Annotated in this window: 14 protein-coding genes; 9 read left to right on the top strand and 5 right to left on the bottom strand. The window is 71.2% G+C overall.

What is annotated here, in order from left to right; translation table 11 throughout:
* Window positions 1–66 precede the first annotated feature (66 nt).
* Window positions 67–948: a winged helix-turn-helix transcriptional regulator gene (locus tag EAD98_RS30090; protein WP_121657326.1), complete on the bottom strand. Its 882-nt coding sequence runs from the start codon at window positions 946–948 to the stop codon at window positions 67–69.
* 84 nt (window positions 949–1,032) lie between these two features.
* Here EAD98_RS30090 and EAD98_RS30085 point away from each other — a divergent pair, with 84 nt between their 5' ends.
* A complete protein-coding gene (locus tag EAD98_RS30085; protein ID WP_121657325.1) occupies window positions 1,033–2,310 on the top strand; it encodes an MFS transporter in 1,278 nt (425 codons plus the stop codon).
* Here the strand turns inward: EAD98_RS30085 and EAD98_RS30080 are convergent.
* Window positions 2,291–3,391: a DUF4037 domain-containing protein gene (locus EAD98_RS30080; RefSeq protein WP_121657324.1), complete on the bottom strand. Its 1,101-nt coding sequence runs from the start codon at window positions 3,389–3,391 to the stop codon at window positions 2,291–2,293. The genes EAD98_RS30085 and EAD98_RS30080 overlap by 20 nt on opposite strands.
* Window positions 3,392–3,510: 119 nt before the next feature.
* On the opposite strand from EAD98_RS30080, the gene EAD98_RS30075 reads away from it, so the two are divergent.
* Together EAD98_RS30075 and EAD98_RS30070 are read left to right on the top strand one after the other, a co-directional pair.
* Window positions 3,511–3,738, top strand: a complete 228-nt coding sequence (locus EAD98_RS30075; RefSeq protein WP_121657323.1) for a hypothetical protein — start codon at window positions 3,511–3,513, stop codon at window positions 3,736–3,738.
* Between the two features lie 58 nt (window positions 3,739–3,796).
* A complete protein-coding gene (locus tag EAD98_RS30070) occupies window positions 3,797–4,723 on the top strand; it encodes a 5'-3' exonuclease (RefSeq protein ID WP_121657322.1) in 927 nt (308 codons plus the stop codon).
* On the opposite strand, the gene EAD98_RS30065 is transcribed toward EAD98_RS30070, so the two are convergent.
* A complete protein-coding gene (locus EAD98_RS30065; protein WP_121657321.1) occupies window positions 4,720–5,649 on the bottom strand; it encodes a diacylglycerol kinase family protein in 930 nt (309 codons plus the stop codon). The genes EAD98_RS30070 and EAD98_RS30065 overlap by 4 nt on opposite strands.
* Window positions 5,650–5,732: 83 nt before the next feature.
* Window positions 5,733–6,203 carry a phage holin family protein gene (locus tag EAD98_RS30060; protein WP_121657320.1) on the bottom strand — a complete coding sequence of 157 codons (471 nt, stop codon included), beginning with the start codon at window positions 6,201–6,203 and terminating at the stop codon, window positions 5,733–5,735.
* 385 nt (window positions 6,204–6,588) lie between these two features.
* Between EAD98_RS30060 and EAD98_RS30055 the strand changes: the two genes are divergently transcribed.
* Window positions 6,589–9,294 (top strand): BTAD domain-containing putative transcriptional regulator, encoded by a 2,706-nt coding sequence (locus EAD98_RS30055; RefSeq protein WP_158609858.1) that lies wholly within the window; start codon window positions 6,589–6,591, stop codon window positions 9,292–9,294.
* A 702-nt stretch (window positions 9,295–9,996) separates the two neighbouring features.
* Window positions 9,997–10,605: a bifunctional 2-polyprenyl-6-hydroxyphenol methylase/3-demethylubiquinol 3-O-methyltransferase UbiG gene (locus EAD98_RS30050; protein ID WP_121657340.1), complete on the top strand. Its 609-nt coding sequence runs from the start codon at window positions 9,997–9,999 to the stop codon at window positions 10,603–10,605.
* A gap of 15 nt (window positions 10,606–10,620) precedes the next feature.
* On the opposite strand, the gene EAD98_RS30045 is transcribed toward EAD98_RS30050, so the two are convergent.
* Window positions 10,621–12,129, bottom strand: a complete 1,509-nt coding sequence (locus tag EAD98_RS30045; RefSeq protein ID WP_158609857.1) for an aminotransferase class I/II-fold pyridoxal phosphate-dependent enzyme — start codon at window positions 12,127–12,129, stop codon at window positions 10,621–10,623.
* A 481-nt stretch (window positions 12,130–12,610) separates the two neighbouring features.
* On the opposite strand from EAD98_RS30045, the gene EAD98_RS30040 reads away from it, so the two are divergent.
* The 4 genes from EAD98_RS30040 to EAD98_RS30025 all read left to right on the top strand — a co-directional run bounded on the left by EAD98_RS30040 (window position 12,611) and on the right by EAD98_RS30025 (window position 16,995).
* Complete coding sequence (locus tag EAD98_RS30040; protein ID WP_199723620.1) at window positions 12,611–13,585, top strand: LD-carboxypeptidase; 975 nt, start codon at window positions 12,611–12,613, stop codon at window positions 13,583–13,585.
* A 211-nt stretch (window positions 13,586–13,796) separates the two neighbouring features.
* Entirely contained in the window at window positions 13,797–14,651 is an 855-nt protein-coding gene (locus EAD98_RS30035) for a phosphotransferase family protein (protein WP_121657316.1), read from the top strand.
* Window positions 14,652–14,961: 310 nt separating this feature from the next.
* Entirely contained in the window at window positions 14,962–16,119 is a 1,158-nt protein-coding gene (locus EAD98_RS30030; RefSeq protein WP_121657315.1) for an aldo/keto reductase, read from the top strand.
* Window positions 16,120–16,284: 165 nt separating this feature from the next.
* A complete protein-coding gene (locus EAD98_RS30025; protein WP_121657314.1) occupies window positions 16,285–16,995 on the top strand; it encodes a flavodoxin in 711 nt (236 codons plus the stop codon).
* Window positions 16,996–17,052 lie beyond the last annotated feature (57 nt).

Below are 17,052 nucleotides of genomic sequence, written 5' to 3'. Positions count from 1 at the left end.
CCCGCGGTGCGCAGGGCTCCCGGTCGACGCCGAGCGTTCGACCGGGGGCCCTTCGGCACACCCGGATCAGGCGGCGCGGTGCTCGCGGACCACGTCGAGCATCTCGTCGACCGAGCCGGCCGGATCGGTGACCGGGAACTGCACCGCGCGGACCACCGCGGCCGGGTCGACCAGCAGCGTCAGCCGCTTGAACCGGGGGATCCCGCCGGCCCGGAAGGTGGGCAGCAGCAGCCCGGCGGCGAGCCGGTTGTCCTGGTCGGACAGGAGTGGAAACGGCAGCCGGGCGTACGCGGCGAAGTCGGCGAGCTGATCCGGCCGCTGCGTGCTGACCCCCCACACCCGCGCCCCGGACGCCTGGAAGTCCGCGTAGCGGTCGGCGTAGGTGGTCGACTCCAGGGTGCAGCCACGGGCGCCGGGGATCTCGGCCCAGCCCGGCGGGTAGCCCTGCGTCCCCGGCGCGTACGCCCCCGGGAAGAAGTAGAGGACGCTCCACGCGTCGCCGCCCGTCAGGGCGACCGGCTGGCCGTCCGGCCCCGCCAGCTCGACCTCGGGCAGCCGCCGCCCGATCAGGTCGTGCACCCGGCGCGCCTCGGCCGAGTCGGGGCCCGCGGTCGCGGTCAGCTCACCGTCACCCATCAGATGTCTCGTCCCCCAGTCCTGCAATGCGATCAGCACCGGGAGCAGCCCCGCGCCCTTGGCGGTCAGCAGATAGTCGAAGCGCGGGGGGTGCTGGGAGTAGGGCCGGCGCTCCAGCACGCCGTGCTCGGCCAGCGCCGCGAGACGGTCGGTCAGCGCCCGCCGACTGACGCCGAGCTCGCGTTGGAGGGCGTCGAAGCGGGTCGTTCCGCCGGCGACGTCGCGCACGATGAGGAAGGTCCACCAGTCCCCCAGGACGCCGAGCGCCTGCGCGATGCCGCAGTCGGCGTCGGCAAGATCCTCCCGCCGCACCCCGTCACCTCCGTCCGCTCCGCCCTCGACTATAGTCCGTTCCAGATTGGAACTGACTGGCACGGTCGAACGGGGGCGGACGACATGCACGTCGACGATCGGGCCGGGGTGTTCTGGCGATGGTGGACCGCCGGCACGACCAGCATGGTCGGGTCGGCGGTCGGCGCGGTGGCCCTACCGCTGACCGCACTCACCGTGCTCGACGCCACCGCGTTCGAGATGGGCCTGATCGCCGCCGCCAGCTACGTCGCCTGGATCGTGATCGGCCTGCCCGCCGGCGTCATCGTGCAGCGCCTGCCGCTGCGCGGCGCCCAGGTGGGCGCCGACCTGGCCCGCGCGACCGCCGTCGCGTCGATCCCGCTGGCCTGGTGGTGGGGCCACCTCACCGTCTTCCACCTGGTCCTCGTCGCGCTCGTGGTCAGCTTCGCCAACGTGCTTTTCGACGTGGCGAACTCGACCTTCCTGCCCAGCATCGTCGACCGCGAGGAGTTGCAGTCCCGCAACAGCCTCACCTCGGCAACCCACGCCGCCACCCAGCTCAGCGGCCCCTCGCTCGGCGGGCTCGCCGTGCACGCGCTGGGCGCGGTGCCCACCCTGCTCGTCGACTCGGTCAGCTACCTCGTCTCGGCGGCGCTGCTGCGTACCCTGCCCGCCCGCCGCGAGGACGCTCCGGACCGGTGGCCACCGGTCGGCGAGCTGATCCGGGAGGGGTGGCGCTTCGTCGCGCACCACCCCGTGATGGGGCCCGGCATGTGGGCCGCCACGGCCATGAACTTCGTCTGCGGCGCGCAGTACGCGCTCCACCCCCTCTACCTGGTCCGCGAGCTGCACGCCCCGATCGGCCTGGTCGGGGTGCTGCTCGCCGTCGAGGGGGTCGGCGCCCTGGTCGGGGCGGCGCTCACCGCACGGATCACCGCACGGATCGGCACCGCCCGCGCGCTGATCGCCGCCGGATTCACCACCGTCGCCGGGGCCTTCCTGATCCCCTGGGGCACCGGCTGGCCGGCGTACGCCGCCTTCGCCGCCGGCAACGTCGTCTTCTCCCTCGGGACGGTGGTGCTCAGCGTGACCACCCGGACCTACCGGCAGATCGCCAGCCCACCCGACCTGCTCTCGCGCGTGATGGCGACCGTCCGGTTCGTCTCGTGGGGCGCGATCCCGGTCGGCGGGCTGGTCGCCGGCGCACTGGCCGGCTCCCTCGGCGCGCGCACCACCCTGTTCATCGTCGCGGCGGTGGTGGTGTGCGCGCCGCTGGCGCTGCTGTTCTCACCCGTCCGGCACCTGCGTGACCTCACCGACCACGACCGGGACGACGACCCGCCGCGTCCCGCCGCGACGGCGGTCACCGTCGGGGGTCCGTGAGCCCGCTGCCCGACCAGAGGCTGTCGGCCAGCGGACGGATCCGGCCGGCGTGGGTGAGCACGTCGACGCTGTGCACGTACTGGTCGACCGCGCCCAGCGGCGGCCGGTCGCGCAGCAGCGGGTCGCGCACGCCGCCGCGCAGCGCGACGGCGATCCGCTCGGCGTGCAGCACCAGAAACGGGCGACGGTGAAACTGCCGGGCGCGGGCGCGCACCGGTGCCGCGAGCCCGGTCTCGTCGGTCCACCGGGCCACCGCCTCCAGCGCCCCGACCAGCCCGGCCTGGCGCCGGGTCCAGTCGCCCGGGCCGAGCGCGTCGGTCAGTGCCGCGACCACCGGCGCCGCGTCGGGCAGCCCGCCGAAGACCGTGCCGAGCCACTTGTCGTACGGCGGCCAGCGCCGGCGCAGCAGCAGACCGAGTCGCATCAGGTCCCGGGCCAGGCCGGCGGCGACAACCCGGCTGCCCAACTCGTCGCCGACCTCGGCGCACCGGCCGGGCAGATGCTCGGCCTGTGCGATCCGGGTCCACGCCGCGGCGAGCACGTGCCGCCACACGTCCGGCGGATACCAGGCCAGCGCCACCCGGCGAGCCGTCAGCGCGCCGTCGAGGCCGTCGTGGAAGATCGCGCCGCCGGTCACCTCGGCCAGCCGCTGCGTGGGGGTGGCCAGCCAGTCCGCCACGGTGACACCGGCTGCGGGGTCGAAGCCGAGCCGGTGGCGCCACCAACCAGCCAGCTCGTCCACGCTGACGCCGTGCCGCCTGCCCACCGGGTCGGCGACGCCGAGGCGCCCGTCGTCGCCGGCGAAGCGGGTCGGCCAACCGAGGAACTCGGTTGGCAGGTCGGCGTCCAGCGCGGCACGTACCCCGGGGATCCGGGTGGCGTCGGTGCTCCCGACGAAGACCTGCACGCGCGGCCCCCAGTCGTGGTCGGTGGACCGCTCGGTGTCCAGGCCCAGCAACTCCGAGCCGCCGTCGAGCAGACCGGCCGCGTACCGCAGACCCGGGAAGCGGCGGCGCAGGACCGGTGCGACCACCTCGTCGTGGTAGCGGCGGGCGAGCGTCAGCCCGGGAAGGAACGCCACACCGGCAGTCTGCGCCGGTCGGGCCTGTGCCGCACCACGGTTTGCCCGGTCGGACGGCCCCGGGGGTCATAGCCTGGGTCCGGGGCGCCCGCACGGGCGCCGCGACCGGGAGGACCGACGTGGCAGCGAACGAGGCGGACCGGGCGGCGACGCGCCGACGCCGGCAACTGTGGGCCGGGGTCCTCGCGCTCGCCGGCCTGGTCCTGCTGATCATCGGCCTCACCGTGGCCGACGGCGTCGCGGCCTGGGTCGAGGTGCTCGTCGCGATCCTGCTGCTGGTGGCCAGTTACGCCGTGCAGTACCTGGCCCGACGGGAGACCGTCTACCGACACGACGACCGACGCTGACGCGGACGGCGGCCGGGCGTACCCCTGATCGTCGGACGGCTGTGCCAGGCTGTCGGGCGTGGCACACCGATCCCCGATCCTGCTGATCGACGCACCCAGCCTCTACTTCCGGGCCTACTTCGGCATCCCGGAATCCGCCGCCCGGGCCGAGGACGGCACCCCGGTCAACGCGGTGCGCGGCTTCCTCGACATGCTCGCCACCCTGATCCGCGGGCGCGGCGCGGACCGGATGGTCTGCGCCCTCGACTACGACTGGCGTCCGGCGTGGCGCGTCGACCTGCTGCCGTCGTACAAGGCGCACCGGGTGGCTCCGCAGGGCGGCGAGGTCGTCCCGGACACGCTCTCCCCGCAGGTGCCGATGATCCTGGAGGTGTTGGCCGCGGTCGGCATCACCTCCGTCGGCGCGACCGGCTACGAGGCCGACGACGTGCTCGGCACCCTCTCGGTCACCCAGCCGGGTCCGGTGGAGGTGGTCTCCGGCGACCGGGACCTGTTCCAGCTCGTCGACGACGCCCGGCCGGTCCGGTTGCTCTACGTCGGGCGCGGTGTGGCCAAGCTCGACGACTGCGACGACGCGGCCGTGCGGGCCCGCTACGGGGTGCCGGCCGACCGGTACGCCGACTTCGCCGCGCTGCGCGGCGACCCCAGCGACGGGCTGCCCGGGGTGCCGGGCGTCGGCGAGAAGACCGCCGCGCGGCTCATCGAGCGGTACGGCAGCATCGCCGGCATCCTGGCCGCCCTGGACGACTCGGACTCGGCCTTCGCACCGGGCCTGCGGGCCAAGCTGGCCGCCGCCCGCGACTACCTGGCCGTCGCGCCGACAGTGGTCCGCGTCGCGCTGGACGTGCCGCTGCCGGAGCTGCCCACCGCGCTGCCGACCACCCCCGCCGACCCGGACCGGCTGCTCGAGTTGGCCGGCACGTGGAATCTGGCCGGTTCGGCCCGCCGGCTGGTGGACGCCCTCGCCGCCCGCGCCGAGGCCTAACGGTCCGGGCTGTGGGCGGGAGCCATGATGCGTAGCGCGTTGGGATCCAGGCCGATCCGGATCGGGGTCTCGCCGTGCAGCTCGCCGTCGACCTCCACGGGCGCGGGTCGGTCGGTCTCCAGCCAGAGCTGGCGGACGGCGAGGAACGGCTCGTCGCCGAGCGTACGACGGTGCCCGGTCGCGGCGTTGCGGGCCGTCTCCCGCAGCAGCTCACGGCGGGGCCGGCCGCCGACCGGATAGGCGACCAGGAGCCGGTCGTCGGCATCCGCGTCCGCGGTGATCGGCCGGCCGGCGTGGAAGCCGCCGTTCGCCACGTACAGCTGATGGGTGACGAACTCGTGCTCCCGCCCCTCCGCACGCACCACGGCACGCAGCGGACGGTGCCGGGTCAGCAGCGTCAGCGCCGTGGCCGGGTACGCGAGCCGGCCGGTGGCCCGCTTGAGGCGGGGCGGCGTCCGGAGCGCCACGTCGGCGGACAGGCCGACGCCGACGTGGTTGGTGAACCGCATGCCACCCACGAGCCCGAGGTCGACGTCGATCACCTTGCCGTCGGCGAGGACCGCCACGGCCGCGTCGAGGTGGAGCGGGACGCCCACGGTGCGCGCGAAGTTGTTGGTGGTGCCCAGTGGCAGCAGACCGAGCGCGATGTCGCGGTGCGCGAGCAGGCGTGCGGCGGTGCTGATCGTGCCGTCGCCACCGCCCGCTATCAGCAGGTCCGGCCCGAGGCCGGCGGCGGCGGCGAGGCTCTGTTCGAGTTCGGCGGGCTGGTCGACCGGGTACGCGGCCAGAAGCTTGAAGCCGGCGGACGTGAGCCGATCCCGAGCGTGCTCGTAGAGCCGGCGACCGCGGCGGGAGTGGGTGTTGACCACGAGCGCCGCGCGCCGCTCCCGTCGGATGGCATCGCTCAGCTCCGGCTTCGTCCGCATAGGCCCGGAGCCTATCGTCGGATGGTCATCCGAGATCTGACCTTCGCCACCGAGCGGGGCGGTCGGCGCCGCACAGGTCGACGTCAGCGGTCCGGCCGGCCGGAGCCCCACTGGTCGAGCTCGTCCCGAACGGCGGCGGCACCGGCCGGCACCACCCGACTCGCGGTGGTGGCCACGGCATCCTGCACCTCGTCCGCCAGCCAGGCCGAGCCACCTCCGGCCGCCCGCAGCTGTCGCAGTCCTGCCCGTGCCAGCACAACGGCGGCGACGAGGTAGCCCCCGGTGAGCCCCGCGGTGGCCAGCCGGCGGGGCAGAAAGGTCTCCAGCAGGCGCAACGCGGTTGCCGAGGCCGCCCCGGCGCCCAGGACGAGACATCCCCCGGCCGTGGCGAGCAGCGCCAGGCCGACTCCGGTCGGCCGTGCCACGGTCATCACCTGGGTGCGCATCTCCCGGACCTCCGCACGCACCACCTCGGCCACATCCGCTGCCAACCGCTCGGTCGGGCTGACCGCTGGTCCGGGTCCTCCGGACCGTTGCGTCGCCGGGTCACTCATCGGTCGCCCCCTCCGCTCGCTGCGGGCGGCCGCTTACCCGCAAACGCCACCGTCATACCCGCCGTCTGCCGCCTGCCGTCGAGGTGCAGCCGCGCCCCTCCCACCTCCCGGCGCAGGCCACCGGGCTGAACGCTGCGCGGCTCCTGCGGTGCGGCGATGTCTGTCCTGATTTCTCATTTTGTCCGGTGGGCGCAGCACCACTGCCAATGGGCGATGTCTATCTTTCGGGTGGATCGCTGAGTGCTGCCCGCCGTGCCACGATCGTCGGGTCCCACACCGCTCGCGACCGAAGAAGGAATCCATGCGGTTCGAAGTCCTGGGGCCACTGCGAGCCGTCGACACGTCCGGATCAGTGGTGCCGGTCGGCGGGCGTCAACATGAGGTGGTGCTCGCCTGCCTCCTCGCCGCCGGTGGACGGACGGTCGCCGACAGCACGTTGCTGGAAGCCCTGTGGGGTCGCGACCCCAGCGACAACAAGCACGGGGCTCTGCGCGTCCTCGTTCATCATCTGCGCCGTACCGCGGGCCCTGGATCGATCATTCGCGCGACCGGCGGCTACCGGATCAGGCTGGCCGGTCACGAGGTGGATGCCGACGAGTTCGTCGCTCTGGTCGATGCGGCGGCGCGCGACGAGGCGCAGGGGCGGTTCGCCGAGGCGCGCGAATGCCACCGGGCGGCGCTGCGACTGTGGCGGGGAACGGACGCCTACCACGGCGCCGCCGACACCGATCTCGTACGGGCGGCAGCCAACCGCCTGAGCGAGCAGCGTTTGACCGCCTACGAGAGCTGCGTCGACATCGAACTCAGTCTCGGACTGCACCGCGACCTGTGCGCCGAGCTGTCGGCCGTGGCCACCGAGAACGCGCTGCGCGAGCGCCTCCAGGCGCAGCTGATGCTGGCGCTCGTTCGCAGCGACCGTCGCGCCGAGGCGCTGACCGTCTACGAACGGACCAGGCGCATCCTCGCCGACGAACTCGGAGCGGACCCGGGCACGCGCCTGCGGCAGCTGTACACCGCGATCCTGCAGGGCCCCACGCCTGCGGTCGTACCCTCCGTCGCTCCTGCCGCGGTCCGGCCGGCGCAGCTACCCGTCCCACCCAGCAACTTCGTCGGGCGGCACGACGAGCTCGGCGTCCTCGACGCCGAGCACGCGAAATCCCGATCCGGTCAGCGCCCGAGCGGCTCAGTGGTCGTCACAGGGTCCGGTGGCATGGGCAAGACAGCGCTGGTCACGCACTGGGCAGATCAGAACCGACAGAGCTTTCCCGGAGGGCAGCTCTACCTCGATCTCGACAACGACGTTCCCGCGACGGTGGCACTGGCCAGGGCCCTCGTCGATCTCGGCATCGCCCCCGACGACGTGCCTCGGCAGGCGGAGACACGCGCCGCGCAGCTGCGTTCGCTGCTGTCCAGCCGCACGGTGCTGCTGGTCCTGGACAACGTGGGCAGCGCCCGGCAGGCCCGGCCGTTCTTTCCCGGCGCCGGCGACAGCATGCTGGTCATCATCAGCCGGAACCGGCTGGACGGGCTCGTCGCCCGCGAAGGGACTCACCTCCTGGTGCTCAACCCGCTGCACGTCGAGCCGGCGACCGCTCTGCTCGAAGCGACCGCCGGGATGTCCGGCTCCGCGACCGGCGACATCCGTACGCTGGTGGAGCTGTGCCACGGGATGCCGTTGGCCATCCGGATCGTGGGAGCCCACCTTCGGCTGGGAGCCCGACCGGACGCCCTCGTCGCGGCCCTGCACGATGAGCGCACCCGGCTCGCCCGGCTCACCACCACCGATGGCGATGCGAGCGTGCGGGCCGTCATCGCGGTGTCGTACCGGCGGCTGGCCGCACCGGCACGTCGGCTGTTGCGCCATCTCGGACTGGTGGACACCCATGCCGTTCCGCTCGGCGCCGCAGCCGCAGTGGCCGGCATCTCCTGCGGCGCCGTCCTGACGGACCTGATCGACAGACTCGCCGCGGCCAATCTCGTCACGGTCGACGCCGACGGCCGGGTCAGCCTCCATGAGCTGACCCGCATGTTCGCCCGTCAGCAGGGCCAGCTCGAAGACACCTCGACCGATCGCGCGGCCGCCGAACGGGAACTGCTCCGCTGGTACGGGCACGCAACCCGCCAAGCACAGCACCGCATCCGGCCCACGGCAGGCGGAGCTGACGGTGCTGCCGTCCCCGACCCGCGGTATCTCTTCCTGCCGGACCTGACCGAAACGGTCGAAGCTGTGAGCTGGGTCGACACGGAGGCCGACACGATCATCGGGCTGATCGCCCAGCACGTCCGGACCCACCCTGACCTGGCCTGGCCCCTCGCCGTCAACATACGCGGCTGGCTGCAACGCCGGGCGCCCCGCGACACCTGGATCGCCGTGATCGAGCAGGGCATCCGTTCCGCCGTCCTGGCCGGCAGCAGCACCGGCGAGGCCATCCTGCGTGGAAGCCTGGGCGTCGCACACAGCCTTCTGCTGCAACGTACCGAGGCCCGCGCCGCGTACGAGCGCGCCATCGCACTCTTCGGGCACAGCGGCGACCCGGCCGGCAGGGCCGACGTCGAGGCGAGCCTGGGTGCGATGCTGGCTGACAGCGGAGAGCTTGACGAGGCACTCCCCCCGCTGCTGCGGGCGCGGGATCTCGCGACCCTGCTGAACGACCCCGATCTCACCTTCAAGGTCGAACTCAACCTTGGCTACCTGCACCGACGCGCCAACCGCCAGCAGGAGGCACTCGACGCCTACACGTCGGCGTTGTCGGCCGCCGAGCGGTCCGGCAACCGGGACTGGCTGGCGGCGAGCGTCCACACCAATCTCGGCCGGCTGCACCTCCTTCAGAACAACTTTGATCAGGCCGGACACCACTACGACACAGCGGTCCGGCTGGCCCGGAGCACCGGCGACCGCATGCGGGAAGCCTGGGCGCTGCACGGATGCTCCGATGTCGCCGCAGCCCGACGAGATCTTCCGGCCGCCGTCGCAGCCCTGCAGGAAGCCGTCACGATCCTCGAACCCCTGGGCGATCGTCGCCTCGACGAGATGCGCGCGCGGCTGTCCGAGTTGCTCTCCGACACCACCGCAGGACAGTCGCCGGCGTAGCGCCTTCGTCGAGGTCCTCGGTCGCTGACGCGAGAGCCGGTGACGTCCTCCGCACTTCGGCCAACATCGAGCCAACATCCTGCTGGGAGACTGCGACATCGGTAGCCAGCCAAGGCCCCTGGGAGGGAGACCGTGGCATCCGTACGAGACAGACGGGGGTGCGCGGCTGCGCTCGGGCCCGGGGTCGCCGGCGCATGCACGCAAGCAATGCACCAGGAGAACGGAGACTGAAGATGCCAGGCGGAACAAGAAGCAGAAGTCCCACCGCCTGCGTATTCCACGCGGGCTTCCTGCGCCCGCAGACGGACCGCAACTACCAGTGCAGCCGGTCGGGTTCCCAGTACCACCTGCTCAAGGAACTGTGACGCGCAGTTCCCCGCTCGGCTTGTGCGCATCGTCAGGCCCCACCTTCTCCCTGGGTGGGGCCTGATCCTCGGCAGTCGTCCTGCTTCCACGTGCCGTCTTCGCGGGTCAGCCCGTTCGCACCGCGGCAGCCCGGGCGAGGCGACCTTGCTGGTGCTACGCGGCCACGCCCGCCTCACCACCTCGACCGAGGAGTGGGAGGGCAGGGACGGCGATCACGTCACGATCCCGCCCCAGCGGCACGCCCTGACCGCGGTCGAGGACTCGGTCGTCCTGCTGACCGTCGTGAGCCCGGCGATAGTCGGCTCTGCCCAATCCGAGAGCTCTTATAGTCAGGCGGTGAAACTGGAACAGGTCCGGCAGGCGTACGCCTCCGTCGCGGAGCTCTACATCGAACTGTTCGGCACGAGCCAGCAGGTGCACGCCGACGACCTCGCCTTCATCGCGCGACATCTGGCGGGCCGATCTGGCACGGTGCTCGACCTCGGCTGCGGGCCTGGCCACATCACCGATTACCTTCGTTCCCTGGGCGTCGACGCAACGGGTGTCGACATGGTCCCCGAGTTCATCGCCCACGCGCGCGCGACCCACCCGAGCGGCAGGTACCAACTCGGGTCGATGGACGACCTGGACATCCCCGACCACTCCGTCACCGGCATCCTGGCCTGGTACTCGTTGATCCACCTACCGCCGCAGCAGTTCGACGGCGTGCTCACCCGGTTCCGGCGAGCCATGGCCCCGTCCGGAACGCTGGTGCTCGGTCTCTTCGTCGGCGACGAGGTCGACGCCTTCGATCACAAGGTCGCGACCGCCTATCGCTGGCCCCTCGACGAGGTCTCTGAGCGACTGACGCGAGCCGGCTTCACGGAAGTCGAGCGCCTGCCGCGGCTCAGCGACGACACTCATCGGCCGCACGCCGCCATCGCGGCGACCGCAACCGAGGGCTGAGCCGAGGTCGAGGCGTCAGCGCATCTCCTCGATCGCCTGCTCGGCGGCGCGGCGTACGTCGTCGAGCAGGATCTGCATGTCACGCCGGGTGGTGCGGTAGTTGACCACGCATCCGCGCAGCGCGAAGCGGCCGTTGATGGTCGCGTTCGACACGTACGAGCTGCCGGCCTGTTGCAGCGTCACCATGATCCGTTCGTTGAGGCGGTCGAGGTGCTCCTCATCGGCCTGCGAGCGCGAGCCGGCTCGCGCGCCCGGAGGCAGGTAACGGAAGCAGAAGATGGAAAGTTCGACCGGGGCGAGCAGCTCGAAGTCGACACTGTCGGTGACGAGCTCGGCCAGGTGACGGGCGCAGTCGAGGTTGCTCTCGATCGCATCGCTGACAGTCTGCGAGCCGGCGTGTGCCAGCGTCATCCAGACCTTGAGCGCCCGGAATCGCCGGGACAGGTCCGGCCCGTAGTCCCAGAAGGCGAAGGCCTCGGCCGGTTCGGTCTCCATGACGCGGGTGTAGTGGGCGTCCATGCTGAAGGCGGGGCGTGCCGCCTCGGGGTCGCGGTAGATGAGGCAGCCGCAGTCCGCGGGCAGGTAGAGCCACTTGTGCGGGTCGAGGGAGATCGAATCGGCCTCCGACAAGCCGTCGAAGAGCGGCCGGGCCGAGGGGGCGAGCCGCGCGAAGCCGCCGTAGCACGCGTCGACGTGCATCCAGAGCCCGTGCTCCCGTGCGACCACCGCGATGTCGGCCAGCGGGTCGACCGCGCCGGTGACGACGGTGCCGGCGTTCGCCACCACACAGAACGGTTCCGCACCGGCGGCCCGGTCTTCCGCGATGGCGCTGACGAGGGCGTCGACGTCCATTCGGAAACACGCGTCGACCGGAATCTCGCGGACGTTGGTCCGCCCGATACCGAGCAGCGCGGCAGCCTTGTGGATCGAGTGGTGGGTCTCGGTGGAGGCGTAGACGCGCAGCGGCGCCGGGTGGGCGGCCATACCGTGGGTGGCGACCGCGTCGCCGCAGTGGCGGTGTCGGGCGGCAGCGAGCGCGGTGAAGTTGGCCATCGAGCCACCACTCATGAACAGGCCTCCGGCGCCCGGGTCACACCCGATGGCCTCCTTGATCCAGTCGATGGCCACGTGCTCCAGCTCCGTCGGAGCCGGTGCCGACCGCCACGCGACCACATTCGCGTTCAGCGTCGACGCGAGGAGGTCGGCCACTGCGGCGACGGCGGAGCCCGGCGCAGAGACGTACCCGAAGAAGCGGGGATGCCCGTTGTGCCGGCTGCCGGGCACGACCACCTCACGGAAGACCCGCAGCAGGTCCGCGAAGTCACGGCCCTCGGCGGGCAGCGGCTCGGTGAGCAGCTCCTTCAACACGGCAGCGGAGGTGCGCGGGCTGATCGGCAGGTCCCGGATCGAGTCGTGGTGGGCCGCGATCCACTCGACGGCGCGGCCACCCATGTCCCGGATCTGCTCCGCCGACGGATCCAGGGCCGAGTCGACGCCGCGCCCGTCGGGTGAGATCGAAGTCATGAGCCGGAGGATAGTTTGGATCATGTCCTGGCGTTCGCCCCCGCCGCCGCCCCGCTCGTCCCCAGAGCGTGGCCGGCGTCTCGACGGCCGCCTCCTGCCTCTGCCAACGCCGGCCACCCTCTCCCGGCACAACCGACCTGGCAACTGTTCGCGGACGCCCTGCACGCCGGATGCATCTACGAGTAAGGGCTGCGCCTGCACCGCGCCATGAGTTTGGATGAGCGCTCTCCCCCGACTGTCCCCGCTGTGACGGGGCGGATTCCGGCGGGCCGATCGCGGCAGATCCGGACGGTGCGCTAGGCCTGCTGTGCGGCCGATCGGTAGGTGGGTGGCGACTTTCGGGAGCGGAAGTCACCGCCGTTGACGGTGTCGTAGAACGGCCGGTGCACCGTGTTGGTAGCGGTGTCGGGATACTGGATCGGTGAACGGTTCTGCGCTACCGGAGTTGCTTCGACCGCGTGCCCTGGCACCCGGAGATCTCGTGGTCATCGCGTCGTTGTCCGCGCCGCTGCATGCCGCTTACGAGCCCGATCTCGAGCAGGCGGTCATCGTGCTCGAGGGGATGGGATTCCGTGTGCGCCGGGCACCGCTGCTCGAAGCAGGGCGGCACCACTGGTGGAGCGCGGCTACGCCGGCGGAGATCGCCAGGGAATTCAATGCTCTCCTGCGCGATCCTGAGGTGCGGGCCATCATCGCGCATGACGGTGGCCAGACGGCGCTCGGTTACCTCGACCTGATCGACGTCGAGGCGATCGCGGCCGACCCCAAGCCGATCCTTGGCTACAGCGACATCTCGCTGCTGCATCTGGTGCTCTACGCGCGCACGGGCCTGGTCGGATTCCATGCCGACCTGGCGACACCTGGTCTCGGCGGCGCGTGGCAAACTGCGCCCGCAGCGCGCAGAGCGGAACTTGAGAAGCTCTACTCGGCGCTGCTGACCAGCCCGGAGCCGATCGGTGCGCTGCCGGCCAGCCCCTCGTGGGAGTGCTGGCGTCCTGGTCGCGCCGAAGGTCTCCTCGTCGGCGGGGTGATCAATCGCATTGTGCTGATGCAAGCGACGCGTTACGCGCTGCCGCTCGAATGGTTCGACGGCGCGGTGCTGTTCTGGGAGGAGACGGGCGGCCTGGCATCGTATGTATGGAGCTATCTACAGGTGCTGCGGCACTCCGGCGTCCTCGACCGGATCGCCGGCATGGTCGTGGGCGTGCCGCATGCGATCGACGGACTCGAAGCCCCGGACGTGTCCCCGACCCTGCGCGAGATCGTCCTCGACGTCCTCGGCGACCGCGACATCCCGGTCCTGGGCAACGTCGAGTTCGGACATGCCGGCCCGAATCTGCCGATGCCGGTCGGCATCCGCGTCGCCCTCGATGCGCAACAACGGACACTGTCGCTGCTCGAACCGGTGGTACGGGCCACTCATGCTGACCGAACCGACCACGTGAGCATCCCCTAGGTCCACCGCGACCGGATGGCACCGACTGCCTGACCCCGCTGCGCTAGCCGATCCCTTCGACGGGGACCGCCACCGACCCGCGCCCTGTCCACGCGCACGCTCAACAACATCGCCGGCCTGACCGGCACGTATCGCTGAGCCGTGGGCGCCGGCGTCCTGCCCGCGACCGACTTTTCGGCCGGTCCGGTCGTTCACCTCGTACTATCCCGCTGTGACATCTGCGCTCGGAAACCTGTCTCCGCAGCAGCGGGCACTGGTGGACCAGTGGCTTCCCGGCGCAACGGTCGTGAGGGACCACAGTTGGGGCCTGGTAGCGACCACTGTCCTCGAGATGACCCACGCCGGATCACGATTAATCGTCAAGGCCGGCGGCGACGACGACCACCACGTCCAGCGAGAGCTCCATGCCCATCTCAACTGGTTGCGCCCATGGACCGACAGGGGACGCGCACCGACTCTGGTGCAGGGCAGCGCGGACGCGAAGCTGCTCATCACCCGGTACCTGCCCGGTGAACTGGTGCTCGGCAGCAAGCAGGCCGACGACACCTCCACCTATCGGCAGGCGGGCGAGCTGCTGGCCTTGTTACACGCACAGACTCCCGTCACGGACGACGACTACGAAAGGCGCGAGAACGAGAAGTCACTCGCGTCGCTCAGCGGACCACACCGAATCGCTGCGACCATCGCGGAACGACTACGCGCCGAAATCGCCACCTGGCCGACGCCGCCCGCGATCCTCGTACCCACCCACGGGGACTGGCAGCCCCGGAACTGGGTCGTCCACCACGGCGTCGTGGGCGTCATCGACTTCGGCCGTGCGGCGATGCGTCCCGCATCCACGGACTTCGCCCGGCTGGCCGCCCAGGACTTCCGCCGCAACCCGAACCTCGAGGCAGCCTTTCTGGACGGGTACGGGACCGATCCCCGCGAGCCGGGCGCGTGGCACCGCGAACGAGTTCGCGCCGCGATCGGCACCGCAGCCTGGGCGTATCACGTTGGCGACGAGCCATTCGAAGCCCAGGGCCACCGAATGATCGCCGAGGCGCTCTCATCTTCGCGAACCTGACGGAGAAAGGAAGCGCGGCAGTGAGCCCGCCCGACACCCGCAACCCGGCAGGGTGCGGACTGCAGGCCTGACCACCGTGAATCAAGCCCGCGCCGATCGCAGGGAGGTGCCCTCAGGACCCATCCCCTCCGGCGTAGTCCTCAGAGATCGACGGATGCTATACCAGGCCATGGCAGATTCTGCACGGGTTCTGCCGTCATCTGGGGGTTGCTGTCGTCACCCCTTTCAGCAGGGGCTCCCTTACCGTCGGAGTCGCGGGTTGCATGGGGTCGCGAGCCATACCCCTGTCGCGCCAACGAGAAGGTGCTCAATGTCTGACAACAACAGCAGCAGTCGCCGTCGGTTCCTGGTGGGTGCGGCCGCCCTCGCGGCAACTCCTGCGGTGGCCGGCCTCGCGGGTTCCGCTCCGGCGTCCGCCGCCGGCCGTGGCGGCACGGCTGAGGAGGTCACGACGCTGACCAGCCGTCGTCAGCTGGGCCGGCTCAAGGTCTCGAGCATCGGACTGGGTTGCCAGACCATGACCGGGAGGCTGTACGGGCCGGTCAGCAGCCGCAAGGACATGATCAGGATCATTCGTACGGCAGTCGACCAGCGAGTTACCCTCTTCGACACGGCCGAGGCGTACGGGCCGTTCGAGTCCGAGCGCATCGTCGGTGAGGCCCTGCGGCCGGTGCGGGACCGGGTGGTGATCGCGTCGAAGTTCGGCTGGAACATCGACCCGGACACCGGCCAGCAGCTCCCAGGCCTCAACAGCCGCCCGGAGCACATCAAGCGAGCCGTCGATGGCATGCTCCGGCGCCTACGGACCGACCACATCGACTTGCTGTACCAGCACCGCGTCGACCCCGCGGTGCCGATCGAGGACGTGGCCGGCGCGGTCAAAGACCTGATCACGGCCGGGAAGGTACGGCACTGGGGGCTGTCCGAGCCGGGACCGCAGACGGTACGTCGCGCGCACGCGGTGCAGCCGCTGACGGCGATCCAAAACGAGTACAACCTGATGTGGCGCGGCGCCGAGCAGCAGATCCTGCCCCTGTGTGAGGAGCTGGGGATCGGGTTCGTGTGTTGGGCGCCGCTGGCGTACGGCTTCACCACCGGCACGATCAACCCGTACACCCGTTTCACGGAAGGGGACTTCCGGGCGTTTGTGCCTCGTAACTCGCCGGAGAATATGACCGCGAACATGCCCCTGGTGCAAATGCTGTCGGAGTGGGCCGTACGCAAGGGAGCGACGCCGGGCCAGTTGTCGCTGGCCTGGCTGCAGGCGCAGAAGCCGTGGATTGTCCCGATCCCGAGCGCGACCCGCACCTCGCACCTGCTGGAGAACATCGGTACCGAAGAGGTCACCTTCACCGCCGACGAGCTGCGCGAGTTCACCACCGCACTCAATGCGATCCAGATTCACGGCGAGCGGTTGCCGGCGCCGGTGCTCGCACTGTCGGGCGTCGAAGCCCCCATGCCGCGCTGACACACTCCCGGCAACGGGCCGCGAGGGCGTCATGGCCTCCCGGCCTGCTTCGTTCGCCCCCTGCACGAGTGCGCCGACCCGGGCGAGCAGCGCTTTCGGCGGCCGCTCTCCGGCTCCCACAACCCGCGACGAGTCATCCACGTACTGTTGACACCGGGAGAATTGATGGATGCGAGGAACACGTACCCGCGCCGCGCGCTGCTGCGGGGCGTCCTGCTCGGTGCTGCCGGGACGGCGTCCAGTGCGGCGCTGAGCGCCTGCACCGATGCACCGGAGGCTGCCCGGTCGCCGGATTCCACCCCAACCGGTCGCGCGTCGCGCAGCGCCCCGACTTCTTCCTCGCCGTCGGGCAGCAGGGTGCTGCTGGCCTATTTCTCCCGCGCCGGGGAGAACTACTTCAACGGCGGCCGCCGCCGCTTGACCGTCGGCAACACGGAGGTCGTGGCGGGCATGATCACCCGGCTCATCGGCTGCGACGTGCACCGCATCGAGGCCGCCGACCCCTATCCCGACGACTACGAGCCGACCGTCGCGCGCAACGTGCGGGAACAGAACGCGAACGCCCGCCCGGGCATTGCCAACCCACTCGACTCGATCGAACGCTACGACACGGTCCTGCTCGGCAGCCCGATCTGGAACGTCCGGGCGCCGATGATCATGACAACGTTTGTCGAAGGCCGGAACTTCACCGGTAAGACCGTCCACCCGCTCACCACACACGCGATGAGCGGGCTCGGAACCACCGAACGCGACTACGCCGCCACCTGCCCGGGTGCGACCCTCGGGGAAGGCTTGGCCGTGCGCGGCGAGGAGGTCGCCGACGCGGAACCTGACGTAACGGACTGGCTGCGCCGCATCGGCCTGCTTACCCGTTGACCCGCCGGAGAACTGCTGGGCGGCGCCACCTGGGAGGGCGGGAGGAAATCGACTTTC

The organism is Micromonospora sp. CV4, from assembly GCF_003667455.1.
In the GTDB taxonomy this organism is placed as follows: domain Bacteria; phylum Actinomycetota; class Actinomycetes; order Mycobacteriales; family Micromonosporaceae; genus Micromonospora.
Note: the sequence above shows the minus strand (reverse complement) of the source record. Positions and strands in the feature narration are given on the sequence as shown.